This is a genomic window from Leucobacter sp. G161, from assembly GCF_001482305.1.
GTDB lineage: Bacteria > Actinomycetota > Actinomycetes > Actinomycetales > Microbacteriaceae > Leucobacter.
The window spans coordinates 1-12,751 of the sequence record NZ_LOHP01000067.1 but is presented as its reverse complement, the minus strand read 5'-3'; the positions used below and the strand labels follow the sequence as shown (position 1 = coordinate 12,751).

11 protein-coding genes are annotated in these 12,751 nt (G+C 68.3%); 5 read left to right on the top strand and 6 right to left on the bottom strand.

Translation table 11 applies throughout. The features are described 5' to 3' along the window. Positions 1-22 precede the first annotated feature (22 nt). The 3 genes from AUL38_RS11185 to AUL38_RS11175 are packed head-to-tail and all read left to right on the top strand — an operon-like array spanning position 23 to position 4,193. Complete coding sequence (locus tag AUL38_RS11185) at positions 23-1,630, top strand: ABC transporter ATP-binding protein/permease (protein WP_153006562.1); 1,608 nt, start codon at positions 23-25, stop codon at positions 1,628-1,630. Beyond that, positions 1,627-3,267 (top strand): ATP-binding cassette domain-containing protein, encoded by a 1,641-nt coding sequence (locus AUL38_RS11180; protein WP_235590698.1) that lies wholly within the window; start codon positions 1,627-1,629, stop codon positions 3,265-3,267. Before AUL38_RS11185 ends, AUL38_RS11180 begins: the two co-directional genes overlap by 4 nt. Continuing rightward, positions 3,264-4,193, top strand: coding sequence for a siderophore-interacting protein (locus AUL38_RS11175; RefSeq protein WP_059062215.1), 930 nt, complete (start codon positions 3,264-3,266; stop codon positions 4,191-4,193). The genes AUL38_RS11180 and AUL38_RS11175 overlap by 4 nt, the downstream gene beginning before the upstream one ends. A gap of 21 nt (positions 4,194-4,214) precedes the next feature. Here AUL38_RS11175 and AUL38_RS11170 read toward each other — a convergent pair whose 3' ends face one another. The 3 genes from AUL38_RS11170 to AUL38_RS11160 all read right to left on the bottom strand — a co-directional run bounded on the left by AUL38_RS11170 (position 4,215) and on the right by AUL38_RS11160 (position 6,706). Next, the gene (locus tag AUL38_RS11170; RefSeq protein WP_059062214.1) at positions 4,215-4,433 is read right to left on the bottom strand and encodes a helix-hairpin-helix domain-containing protein; all 219 of its coding nucleotides are present in this window, start codon (positions 4,431-4,433) and stop codon (positions 4,215-4,217) included. Positions 4,434-4,504: 71 nt separating this feature from the next. Beyond that, the gene (locus AUL38_RS11165; RefSeq protein WP_059062211.1) at positions 4,505-5,125 is read right to left on the bottom strand and encodes an Lrp/AsnC family transcriptional regulator; all 621 of its coding nucleotides are present in this window, start codon (positions 5,123-5,125) and stop codon (positions 4,505-4,507) included. A 66-nt stretch (positions 5,126-5,191) separates the two neighbouring features. Beyond that, positions 5,192-6,706: a Na+/H+ antiporter NhaC family protein gene (locus tag AUL38_RS11160; RefSeq protein ID WP_059062209.1), complete on the bottom strand. Its 1,515-nt coding sequence runs from the start codon at positions 6,704-6,706 to the stop codon at positions 5,192-5,194. A gap of 167 nt (positions 6,707-6,873) precedes the next feature. Here AUL38_RS11160 and AUL38_RS11155 point away from each other — a divergent pair, with 167 nt between their 5' ends. Both AUL38_RS11155 and AUL38_RS11150 read left to right on the top strand, forming a co-directional pair. Further along, on the top strand, positions 6,874-8,079 hold the full coding sequence (locus AUL38_RS11155) for a cysteine desulfurase-like protein (protein WP_059062207.1): 1,206 nt from the start codon (positions 6,874-6,876) through the stop codon (positions 8,077-8,079). A gap of 202 nt (positions 8,080-8,281) precedes the next feature. After that, the gene (locus AUL38_RS11150; protein WP_059062205.1) at positions 8,282-9,697 is read left to right on the top strand and encodes an MFS transporter; all 1,416 of its coding nucleotides are present in this window, start codon (positions 8,282-8,284) and stop codon (positions 9,695-9,697) included. Between the two features lie 89 nt (positions 9,698-9,786). Here AUL38_RS11150 and AUL38_RS11145 read toward each other — a convergent pair whose 3' ends face one another. The 3 genes from AUL38_RS11145 to AUL38_RS11135 all read right to left on the bottom strand — a co-directional run bounded on the left by AUL38_RS11145 (position 9,787) and on the right by AUL38_RS11135 (position 12,727). Further along, positions 9,787-10,122: a metal-sensitive transcriptional regulator gene (locus AUL38_RS11145; RefSeq protein WP_059062203.1), complete on the bottom strand. Its 336-nt coding sequence runs from the start codon at positions 10,120-10,122 to the stop codon at positions 9,787-9,789. 196 nt (positions 10,123-10,318) lie between these two features. Further along, positions 10,319-11,545: an MFS transporter gene (locus tag AUL38_RS11140; RefSeq protein WP_059062200.1), complete on the bottom strand. Its 1,227-nt coding sequence runs from the start codon at positions 11,543-11,545 to the stop codon at positions 10,319-10,321. Further along, the gene (locus AUL38_RS11135; RefSeq protein ID WP_059062197.1) at positions 11,546-12,727 is read right to left on the bottom strand and encodes an FAD-dependent oxidoreductase; all 1,182 of its coding nucleotides are present in this window, start codon (positions 12,725-12,727) and stop codon (positions 11,546-11,548) included. It abuts the gene before it with no gap. Positions 12,728-12,751 lie beyond the last annotated feature (24 nt).

Here is a 12,751-nt window from a genome sequence, read left to right as displayed (position 1 = left end):
CTATACGCGTATACTTCTTGGCGTGACAACTACGCATGCATTCTTCGACCCGCGCGTTCACCCCGCCCTTCGCGACTCGATCCCAGCGCTCACGCTCGCCGTGATCGGCGCGACGCTGTCGGGGGTGGCTGGCCTCGCGGCCACCTGGGGCGTCGTCTCGATGATCGACGATCCATCGCCCGGCACGGCCGCCGCCGTCTGCGCCGCGCTGCTGCTCGCGGCGGCGCTCGCAGCGGCGGCCTCTTGGCTCGCGCACGCCGCAGAGGCAAAGTTCGAGGCACGGCTCAGGCGCGAAATCGCAGCGCACACCCTCCGGCTGCCCGCCACACGGTTGACGACGTTTACGACCGATAGGCTCCGCCGGCTGGTCGCCGACGACGTCTCGGCACTGCACCACATGATCGCGCACCTGCCAGCCGAGGTTGCAACGATGATCGTCGTGCCGATCTGCGCGGTCGCACTGCTGCTCGCGCTCGCCGGGCCGCTCGCACTCCTCGCGCTCATCCCCGGTGTCATCGCCGCGATCGCGTACCTCGCGGTGCTGCCGAAGCTGTCCGCGAAGCACGGCGAGGAACGCGGCCGAGTGATGGGCGAGATCACGACCGCAGTTGACGACTACGCGCGTGGGATCCACATCTTCCGCAGCTTCGGAACGGCCAGCGGGGCGCTCGCCGACTACACCAACGCGACCCACCGCTTCACGAGCGGCATGGTCGCCTGGGTGAAACGCGTCGCCACCCCGGCGGCTGTCGCGGTCGCCCTGCTGCAGGCTGTCGCGAGCTACGCGATTGCCTACGCGGTCGGTGCGTCGGAGGACACTGCGACGCTCGCCGCAATCCTGCTCCTCGGCCTCGCGCTCGTCACCCCAGCGCTGCGCCTCGGCCACGGCCTCGACTACGTCACGAGCGGCCGTGCGGCGGCGACCCGCATAGGCGAGCTGCTCGCCGAGCCCCTACTCCCCCGCGGCAATGCCGCCTTCACCGACGATGGCTCGGGCGTGATCGCGGCCGGCCTCTCGCTCACGGTGGGCGACAGGCAACTGCTCGCCGACGCAACCCTACGCGCCCCCGCTGGCGCGATCACGGCGATCACCGGGCCGAGCGGCGCTGGCAAGAGCACCATCCTCCGACTGCTGGCGGGCCTCGAAACCCCTACCACGGGCACCGTGAGCATCGGCGGCAGCGACCTCGCGGCCCTGACCGAGGACGCCCTCGCGGGAGCAGCGTTCCTCATCCCGCAGGCCGTCCCACCCCTCTCGGCGACCGTCCTCGACAATCTACGGCTCGTTGCACCGCTCGCTACCCCAGCCGACTGCGCAGCCGCGCTCGAGCGGGCCCAGCTCGATGCTCCGCTGTCGGCGGCGTCCCGCACCCTCTCAGGCGGCGAGCGGCAGCGGCTCGCGATCGCGCGCGCCTTCCTCTCGCCTGCCTCCGTGATCCTCGCGGACGAGCCGACAAGCGCACTCGACGCCACGACCGCGGAGCGACTCTGGGACGAGCTCGAGCGTCTTGCCCACGACGAGGGCCGAGCGGTTGTCGTCGTCACCCACGATCCACGGCTCGCCGCCCGCGCCGACAGGCGCTGCGCGATCGCCCCCGCACACCCGATCACAGAAGGAATCGCACGATGACCGACACGATGAGCGGGCAGCCGCCGGCGAACGCGACCTCCCCCGCACCCGGATCCGCCGGCTCCGCACTCGCGGCGCTGCCACCCGCAGCAAGACGCAGACTCGCAGTCGTCGCTGCCGGGTGGGCGCTCGTCGCGCTCGTCGAGGTCTCGGCATACACGTGCCTCGCGCTCGCGATCCGGGACGGCGGTGGCGTCGTCCTCGTCGTCACTGTCGCCGCCTCCTCGCTGCTCGTGACCGTGCTCGTGTCACGCGCGGGCTACCTCGCGGGCGCGCGCCTCGCTGGCGACCTCTACGCGGGCCTCGGCGGGGCGCTCAACCGCGCCAAGCTCTCGTGGTTCACCCCCGCGACCCGCGCCCTCGTGACGACAACCTCTGGGCGCGCTATCCCGTCGCTCATGAGTGTCCCCGCGCACCAGCTGCAACTGCTCGTGCTCTCGCCGCTCATCCCACTGCTGCTCGTCGTCGCCGTGTGGATCGTCGTGGGCGCCGCAGCTGCCCTCCTCATGCTCGGCCTGCTGCTCATCGCGCTCGCAGTGCAGGCCTTCGCGCAGCGGGCGCTTGCGCGAGCCGATGCGGATCGACACACACTCGAGACGGCCGCGACCGCTGCGACAGTCGAGCTCGTCGACAACCTCGAGCTGCTGCGCACCACCGCGGGCCCTACCCGTGCACTCGAGCGGGCAGAGACGGCATGGGCTGAACAGGAGCGCGCGATGGCCCGCACCAACCGTGCGGCGGCCCCCGCCACGCTGCTGTCGGGTATCGCAAGCGCGCTGCCCCTCGCCGGGGCACTGCTGTTTCTGACGGTGACCGGCGGCTTCGCCGAGCCGGCCGCAGCACTCGCGCTGCTTGTGCTCACCGCCCGAGCGAGCGCCCCGATCGACGACCTCGCGCTGAGCGGCATCGCGCTCACTGAGCTCCGGGCACACACCGACGCATACCGCGCGATCATTGACGCGCCAACGCTCCCCACCCCCGCAGGCGCACCGCGCCCGCTCATCGGTCACGACCTCAGTATTCGCGACCTCAGCCAGGCCCCCGTGCTCGCCGGACTCTCCGCGAACATTCCAGCCGGGGCCCGCGTCCACGTCACCGGCCCGAGCGGCTCGGGCAAAAGCACGCTCCTCGGTCTACTGCTGCGCTTCGACGACCCGGCCGGCGGGGACATCACGCTCGGAGGCGTTCCGCTCACCGCTCTGCGTGAGGCTGACATCACGGCCCGCGTCGCGTACGTGCCGCAGGATCCCGTCGTGTTCAGCGGTTCGCTCGCCGACAACATTCGGCTCGGGAATCCCACCGCGTCCGAGGAAGAGCTCGCGGCAGCGGCCGACGGGGCGCAGCTGGCCCCAGTCATAGACCGCGATCCCCTCGGCCTCCACCAGCACGTCGGCACACACGGGCAGCGGCTGTCCGGCGGCGAGCGCCAGCGCGTCGCGATCGCGCGGGCGCTCCTCAAGCGCGCACCGATCTTCGTCCTCGACGAGGCAACCTCAGCGCTCGACGAACACACGGAGCGGCTCGTCGCCGCCGCATTCGAGGGGCTCGACAGCACCCTCCTGGTCGTCACGCACCGCGACCCGAGCATTTGGCGCCCCGATCGTACGATCACTCTGGAAGGACCGCAGACCCCATGACCACGATCCGTCACCGCATCAGGGAGCTCAGCCAGCGCTCCCGCTTCCCCGTCTCGGCCACCGCAACGGTGACTGCTCTTCGCGATCTGAGCCCGAACTACACCCGGGTGACGGTGGTCGCGCCCGAGTTCGCAGAGTACGAACCCACCCTGCCAGCCGACGGCATCAAGGTTGCGTTGCCAGGAAGCGACGGGGCGCCCGTGCTGCGGGCAATGACAGTGTCGAACAGGCCTGGGCCAGACACGGTCGAGTTCGACGTGCTGCGGCACGAGGGCGGCGTACTCTCCCCCTGGCTCGCGGCCGTGCAGCCCGGCGAGCGGATCGAAGTGCACGCCGTGCGCCGCGAGCACGCAATCGGCGACGGCATCACCGTCCACCTCATCGTCGCCGACGCGAGCGCGCTCCCCGCCGCTTCCTCGATCGTGCGCGCGTTCCCCTCGCACCACCGAGTGCACGCGCTGCTACACGCACCGACCGCAGCCGACGCTTCCGCGGTCATCCCCGAGCACCCGGGGCTTGCGGTTTCCCTGCGCACGGGCGAGCCCTGGACTGCCGCGGAACTGCAATCCGCACTCGTCGAGCTGCTCGCGCGCCTCTCGTCCGCGGGCTCTGGCGCCGGGCGTGGCCCGGGCGCAAGCCCTGGCCACGCTCCTGGCTCACTGCAGAGCTGGGTTGCCGCCGAAGCGACCGTCACTGCTGCCGCACGCAAGACCCTCGCCGCGCACGGGCACCACCGGAACAACCTGTTTGCGGCTGCATACTGGAACGCGGCGACCGACAGCACCGCGAGGGACGAGCGGATCCGCACCGCGTTCAGTCAGGCCGTGCGACTGCAAGCCGACCTCGCCGACCCCGAGACGCGGGCCGCAGTCGAGGCCGCAGCTGACGCGGTCGACACAGCCACAGCACCCCCGAGCCGCCGGTGAGCAGGTGAGAACGCCCGAGTATCACTCCGGTTCTCGTAGCGCACACCCAGCGTTCGCGAGCGCCGCTTCGAGCAGGCACACAGCTTTCGGCCCCACGCCGTGCAGGGCGAGCAGCTCGCGCCGGCTCATAGCTGCGACCTCAGCGAGCGATTCGACGCCGATGTGCAGCAGCGCTGACGTCGCCGGCCTACCGATCTTGGGGAGGTCGCCTATCTGCTCGGGAACGTCTCGCGTTGACATACGGCGATTGTAGTTCGACGAGCACGCACTCACTAGCCCGCGCAATCGACCGGAGCGCCGCGCTGCAGCGGCTAAGCCGCGCCGCTGGCTCGCAACTCCGAGAGCAGGTCGTCAAGCCGATGCTGTTCGACCCCAGCAGAGCTGTCGGAGAAGAACGCGAGCCTGGTTTCGGTGAACTCCAGATCGTCGCGGGCCCAGACGTGCTCGGCGATGATGCGCTTGAGGTGGTCGAAACCGCGAGAGCGGATCCGCAAGATGAGGTCGGACGCCCCGGTCACGACCGAGGTCTCCTCGACCTCGGGGATCGACTGCAGGGCGGTGACGACTTCGTCACGGCTCGCGCCCGTGCGGATCACGACCGAGAGGTAGGTCGTGAGGGTATAGCCGAGGGCGCGCCAGTCGATATCGACCCGGTAGCCGCGAATGACTCCCTCCTGCTTCATCTGCGCCATCCGCTCTGAGACGGCTGGGGCCGTGAGCCCGACCGCGTCAGCGAGACTTTTGAGCGTCGCCCGCGCGTTCTCCTGGAGCATGGCGAGGAGCTTGATGTCAGTCTCATCGAGTGCGACGACGGGCGGGTCGTTGGTGAGCCCGTCCGCGAGATTTCCGAAGGTTGACCTCGTGTTGGTCATGTCGTGCTGCTCTCCCTCGTGCTCGGGCACGGTCGATGCGTTCTCGACCCCTTCGAGCATTGTACAAACGTCGACGGGGCAGCGATGCGTGCGACGCGCTCCGCTGCCCCGAGGTGCGACACGGTGTTACGGGCGGTACAGCCCGACGACGGGCAGTGTCGCGGTCATCTCGGCCTGCCAGGCGGGGTCCGGCTCGGTGAGCTCGACGCCGTTCTCGCCCTCGTAGCGGCGCCCCCAACCCGTGATGATCGAGATCACGGTCATTGCCGTGAGCGCGAACGGGTAGAACGCGGCCCCGAGGATCGCGAAGACGCTGAGTTCGGGAATACCCTCGTACCCCTGGGTTCCGAGGCTCGCAACGAGCAGGAAGGTACTCGCGATCGGCACAATCACGCCGACGCCCATTGCCGCACAGTCCATGACGTTTGAGCGGCGGTAGGGGTGCAGACCGACAGCAGCGCCAATCTTGTCAGACAGCGGGCCGGCAAACATCAGCCCTGGACCGTTCAGCCCGGCGAGTACAACGGTGCAGAATGCGCCCGAGATGCCGATCGCGGTCTCCGCGCCGCGTGCGCTCTGGAAGCGCGGCGAGCTGATGATCGCCTCGACGATGCGGTCAAACATTCCCGATGCCTCGACGACGCCGATCATCGCGAAGACCGCAACGAGCAGGCCGATGAGCGGCAACATGCTCGACAGGCCGTCGGTGATGTACCCGGTCGGTGCGCCGTCGTTGGCGCCGAGGATCTGGCCCGGGGTTGCAAGCCCGGTGAGAAGAGCGACGACTGTGCCGACGACGAGGCCGACGCCGACTGCGAGAAACAGGTCGCGCGCAATGAAGGCGACAAGGATGAGTGCGGCGATTGCCAGCAACATCCAGAGTCCGGTGGGACTCGCTTCTGCCTCAACAACGGACTTCGCGCCGTCCCCACCCGTGGTCATAATGCCGGCGATGAGGAACGCAATCGCGGCGATACCCGCCGCCGGGAGCGCGTACCGCAGTCGGCTGCGCACCACGCCGCCGACATCAGCGAGCCCGGCCCGCCTGCGGTAGCGCTGCGTGGTCGCCGAGATCACCGTGGTGTCGGAGATCGGGGCGATGTTGTCACCGAAGATCGCACCCGAGAGGATCGCGCCGGCGAGCAGCGCGGGGGACGCCCCGATCGCCGCGCCAGCGGTGTAAAGGATGGGGAACATCGCGAGCATCGTGCCGAGCGAGGATCCGGTGGCGAGCGCGATTGCGCAGGTGATGAGGAAGGTGATCATCACAAACACCCCGCCGCCAATGTGAGCTTCCTGCGCGAGCCAGACGAACCCCGAGGAAACCCCGGTCGCCTTAAACATTTGCGCAAGCACGCCGACGAGCAGCATGAGCAGGAACAGCGTCGCCGAGGTGCGAGAGGCGATGCCATCGATCGCCGCATTCCAGAACTTCTCTTGGCTCTTTGCGAGCCAGGATGCGACGAAGAGCCCGAGGAAGCCGACCGCAGCAATCGCGGTGAGGTCGAGTACGACAAAGCCCACGAAGTACACACAGGTGCCGACGGCAAAGATGAGGGGTGCGATGAACGCGCCAAGCGCGCCAACGCGAAATTCTAGGCGCTGCGAGGCGGGCGCCTCCGTGCGACTGTGATCAGACAAGTGTGCCTCCAGCATTCGTTGGTGAAGAACGAGCCGAACCCACGCGTCGACATCGATGCTTCGGACTCTAGCATTGATTTCTATTGAATCAATAGTTTTGATACGTAGAAACTTTGATCTATTGTGGTTGGAGACTTGGTTTTCTAAATAATCCCGGAGGTACAACGATGTCCACATTCGGCGCAGCAGTTCGCCCAGACTTTCCCGCGGTCGCGAACGACTTCGTGTTCCTCGACGCCCCCGGCGGCACCCAGATGCCCACTGTCGTCGCGGCGAAGATTGCGAGCACCGGCGTCTCGCCAATCTCCAACCGCAGCCGTGGCTCACTCCCAGGGCGCAATGCCGACGACGCCGTACTTGAGTTCCGCGCGGCGGCCGCTGACCTTCTCGGCGCAGACCCTGCCGGCATCGTGCAGGGTCGCAGCGCGACCCAACTCACCTTTGATTTCTCACGCACCATCTCTAAAACCTGGGCGGCAGGCGACAACATCGTACTCTCGCAGGCCGACCACGATTGCAACGTCGCCCCCTGGCTCATCGCAGCCGAGCGAGCAGGCGTCGAGGTGCGCTGGGCGAAACTCGACGCTGCCACGAGCGAATTGCCCGCCGCGCAGTACGAGGACCTCGTCGACGCGCGCACCAGGCTCGTCGCGGTGACGGCGGCTTCAAACCTCGTCGGCACACAGCCGGATATCGCCGCGATCTCCGCCATCGCGCACGCCCAGAACGCCCTGACTTACGTCGACGGCGTGCACTACACCGCCCACGCCCCCGTCGACGTGCGTGACATGGGCGCCGACTTCTTTGTCGCCTCGCCGTACAAGTTCTTCGGCCCGCATTTCGGCATGCTCGCCGCCTCGCCCGAACTCCTTGAGACGCTCCACCCGGACAAGCTGCGCCCCTCACCGGAGACGGTACCCGAGCGCTTCGAGCTCGGCACGCTGCCGTACGAAATGCTGGCCGGCGCCACAGCAGCAATTGACTACGTCGCAGGCCTCAGCCCGGCGGGCGGCACCCGCCGCGAACGCATCGTTGCCGCAATGCTCGCCATGGACGAGTACGAGCTCGAGCTGCGCGATGCGATTGAGCGCGGCCTCGCGGAGATCCCCGGCGTCACTTGCTACTCGCGCGCGCAACGCCGCACCTCTACGCTACTCATCACCGTCGCGGGCATCACCCCACTGACGATCGAGGCTCGGCTGCGCGAGCGCGGCTTCCTTGCGCAGGCCGGCCACTTCTACGCAGTCGAGGTGTGCAACGCACTCGGCCTCGGCGAGCAGGGCGGCGTGCGTTTCGGCCTCGCCCCGTACAACACCCGCGAAGAGGTCGACGGACTACTCATCGCACTCGCCGAGGCGGTCGCCGAGGGCTAACCCCCGAGCCACTCCGATCCCCTAACCCGCGCAGCGGCGCGTTACCCCAAGCCCGCGCGCCCGCCCCCTCGCCGGCACGGCCCTGCCCACAGGCGAGGGGGAATTTCTTACGCAACATTATGCCCTCAACATACCCCTACCCGGTATGGGTATATGATTCTGAGCAGCCGGACTCGCCGGCGACTTCTCAGGAGGAACCAGCATGTCCACGCAACACCCACCGTCCCGCGCCAAGATGTGGCTCGGGCTCGCCCTCATCGCCACGGCGCAGTTCGTCGTCATCATGGACACATCCATCGTTGGCGTCGCCCTCCCCTACATTCAGCGCGACCTCGGATTCACCGCCGAGTCGCTGTCATGGGTCTTCAACGCCTACGTCGTCGCGTTCGGCGGCCTGCTCCTGCTCGGCGGGCGACTGTCCGATGCGTTTGGCGCTCGGAAGATCTTCGTCACCGGCTGGCTCGTGCTCATCGCAGGATCGGTGCTCGCGGGCGCCGCGACCAGCGTCGGCGCCGAGATCGCCGGCCGCGCGATCCAGGGCGCCGGCTCCGCGCTCATCGCGCCGGCAGCCCTCACACTCCTCATGATGCTGTTCGGCGGGACTGCAGACCTCCCGAAGGCGTTCGCGATCTACGGCGCCGCCGCCCCCATCGGTGGTGCGGCGGGCGTATTCATCGGCGGCGTGCTCACCGAGTACACCAGCTGGCCGTGGGTGTTCTACGCGACGATCCCGCTCGCGCTCATCGTGCTCGCGTTCACCGCGACCGCACTTCCGCGCACCGAACGCGGCGCATCCGGCCCGATTGATATCGCTGGGGCAGTGACGGTCACCGGCGGTCTCGCAGCCGTCGTCTACGGCATCGTCATGGCACCGGAAGTGGGCTGGCTCACGCCAACCACGATCGGCGCGCTCGCCGTTGGCGTCGCCCTCCTCATCGCGTTCTTCGTAATCCAGTCACGAAGCCGCACGCCGCTCCTGCGACTCGGCCTCTTCAAGGCCCCGCAGCTCGGGGCCGCAAACGGCGCACAGCTCGTGCTCGGCGGCGCGTGGGTGTCGATGTGGTTCTTCCTCAATCTGTACCTCCAGCAGGTGCTCGGCGCCTCAGCTTTCGCTGCGGGCGCCGCGCTCCTCCCAATGACCGGGCTTGTCGTGCTTGTCATGGTCGGCATCGCACCCCGACTCCAGACGAGGTTCGGTGCGAAGCCGCTCATCGTCGCCGGCCTCGTGATCCTTGCGGCGGGGCTGCTGTGGCTCTCGTTCATCCGGCCAGACGGCAACTACGTCGTCGACGTACTTCCGGCCTCACTCATCGCGGCACTCGGCATGTCTCTCACGTTCGTGCCCTCACTGGGCACCGCGATCAACGCCGCGCCGCCATCGGAAACCGGTGTCGCGTCTGGCCTGGTCAGCACGAGCTACCAGATCGGCTCCGCCCTCACCCTGGCCATTCTCACGGCGGTCGCCTACGGGGTCGCAGGAACTCACCCCGCCCCCGCTGCGCTCACGGCGGGCTACTCCGCCGCATTCCTCGGGGCGGCAGTACTCGCGCTGGCGGGTGCCCTCGTCAGCGCGATCGCGATGAAGACGCCCAAACGAGTCTTCGCCGCAGTGAGCTAGCGCCTCACCGAGCGCGACGCATTCCGCACCATCAGCAACACACAGCCGGCCCCGGAGCTTTCTGCTCCGGGGCCGGCTTGTGGTTTCCCTTAGGACTTCACCATGCGGGCGATTGCGTCGCTCGCTTCCTTGATCTTTTCCTGCGCTTCAGGGCCGTCCAGGCGTGCGGCGTCGACGACACAGTGTCCGAGATGATCATTGAGCAGGCCGAGACCGACCGCCTGCAGTGCGCTGGTCATCGCGCTGATCTGCGTGAGAATGTCGATGCAGTATTTCTCGTCGTCGACCATCCGCGAGATCCCGCGGGCCTGCCCTTCGATGCGCTTCAGGCGCTGCAGGTACTTGTCTTTGTCGCTGATGTACCCGTGAGGCCCGTCGTGCGAGGTATCGCTGGAGGCCTCGATCGTGGTGTGCTGGTCGTTCATGGGAGATTCCTTCGGCGTGTGCGAGCTGAAACACCCCGTTGGCCGGGGTGCGGGACCGCGGACTGCCCTTGCGAGCTACAGACCGCTGATACGGTATTTCTTCACACCACAAGAATACCCCCTTGGGGTATCTAAGTCACCGGGCTTTCGCCCGGAGCACAATGCGCCAGCCGGATCGGGCTGGCGCACCCGTCGTTCAGCTGACGCCACCCCGATCCCGAGGGCCGTCGGCACGGAGCCGCAGCAGCGTCGCGGCCACTCCCAGCACGACAATAACGAGCCCGAGCAGCTGCATCGTCCCGCGCAGCGAGATCACCGGCACCAGCAGCCCGGCCACGATCGTTGGCACCCCAAACGCAAGATAGGACACCACATAGATCACCGCCATGACCTGCGCGCGCTCGGCGGGGTCGATCCGCGGCATGAGCGTCTTGAGTACCCCCATGAACGCGGTCCCAAAGCCCGTTCCCGTCACCGAAGCGGCGACGAGGTAGCCGCCAAGCGAATCAACGCGGAGCGCGAGGAGGCTGAGCATGGTGCCGAGCGCGAGGGCACCGGTTCCGTAGACGCTCACGACCCGAGCGGATCGGCGATGCAACAGCACCGAGGCCAGAATGCCGGATCCCGCGAAGATCGGGATCGCGGCCGTCTGCTGCGCGTAGCCGACTGCGCCGAACTGCTGCTGCACCACGGACGAGCCGAGCGCGAGAAACAGACCGTTTGTCGCCCACCCGGCAATGATCGCGGGAACCGCAATGAGCAGCGGGCGGCGGAGGGAGGCGGGGACCCGCAGCCGCGGGATCGCGAGCCGTGCTGCGGGAGCCCCCGCCCCGGCCGGGCCACCCGCGGCTGCACTTCCGGGGATCATCAACACGGCCAGCGCGACGAGCAGAAACACCGCGGCGAGCGTACCGAAAACTACGCCCGCGGGGTTGGCGGCTCGATCGAGCACAGTCGCAGCCGAAATTGCCCCGGTGCCGAGGCCAGCCATCGCGCCGATCGTGTTCCAGAGCGAAGCCGCATCGGGGCGCTTCGGCGAGGCGAAATCGACGACCATCGCAGAAAATGCCGGAAGCAATATCCCCGCCGCGACGCCCTGCACGCCCCGGGCGATGAGCAGCAGCGGCAGCCCGGTCGCCTGCCAGAACAGCAGCATACTCAGCGCGAGGAGTGCTGCTCCAAGCGCGACGACGGGGCGCCTCCCGACGATGTCCGAAAGCGGCCCCAGAGTGAGTAGCGCAGCGAGCATCGTAAAGGCATAGATCGCGAAGATGAGCGTGGTCGCGACCGGCGGCAGCCCGAGACGTTCGGCGAACTGCGGATAAAACGGGGAGGGAGCGCTGGCCGCGACCATGAGCAGCATCGTCGCTGCAACGGCAAAGGCCAACCCGACCCTGCGGCGCGCTCCGGTGAGGGCGGACATCTAGTCCTCCGCGCCGTGGAGCAGCTGCGCCCACTGGTAGATGGGACCGACAGCGTCGAGCCCGGTCGCGCCCACCACCACGCCCTCCACTTCGTGCAGGTAAACGCCCGTGTCGTCGGCCTTGGCGTCGGGCGTCCCGGTATAGCCGGCCCCGGCCACCGTGTGCCCGTATACCATCGCGAGATGCGCGCTGCGCGGCAGGTATCCTCCGGGATCCGCGGCGAGCCCAAGCTCGAACAGAACGCCGCGCGCCGCGTGCGCTCCCTGTTCGGCGGCATCTTCCCAGTGATCGATGCGCCAGTCTCCGCCCAACGAATCACGGTGGATCGCGACGCCACCGGCTGCGTACATGCTAGAAGCCGCGCCGCCGCCGCCGCCGTCGCCGTCGCCGTCGCCGTCGCCGTCGTCAACAACGTGAAGTCTGCCGGCCACGGGGATGCCGCTCCCCCAGGGCGCGGGTGCGCTCGGAACGGTGCCAAGCGCCGAAATCACCAGCGCCGCCGCGACCGGGGCGCCGTCGTCGAGCGTGAGTACCGCGGTGTCGCCCTCGAGGCGGATCGCGTCGACCGTTCGCCCAAAGTACGTGTCCACGTTCGCGCTGTGGGCAGCCGCGATCCGCCTGGCGATCGCGCCGCCGAAGGCCCCGACGCCTGGCACCTCGCTGCGCGCAATGAGGGCCACCGGGTGGCCGAGCGCGCGGAGCGATGATGCGGTCTCGGAGGCGGTGAGCCCGGCGCCGTAGATCGCGACGGGTACCCGCTCAACAGTGCGCTGCAGTCGCGCCGCGATGCGCACAGCATCCTCGACGCTGTGCAGCGCCGTGAGGAGCCCGGCCTCCGCCGCTCCTGGCACATCCCCGGCGAACTCGCGTGCCCGGCTTCCCGTCGCAACGATGAGCGAGTCGAAGCTGAGCTGCGCACCCGATTCGAGTGCGACAAGCTTGCCGGTGGTGTCGACCGCAACCGCCGAGTCGGTGACCGTCGTGACGCGCGGCAACCGAGCCCGTATCGCTTCGGGCTCGGTGTCGCCGAACGCAACGCCCTTGATGAGCATCCGGGTAACGGGCTGCTCGTTCGTGTGCCCGACGAGGGTGACGGTGACCCGCTCGTGCGAGGCGAGGGTACGCGCAGCGGCAAGTCCTGCAGCCCCCATTCCGAGGATGACGACGTGATGTGTGCTCATTGGCTTCGTTCTGTGTGGCGTGCG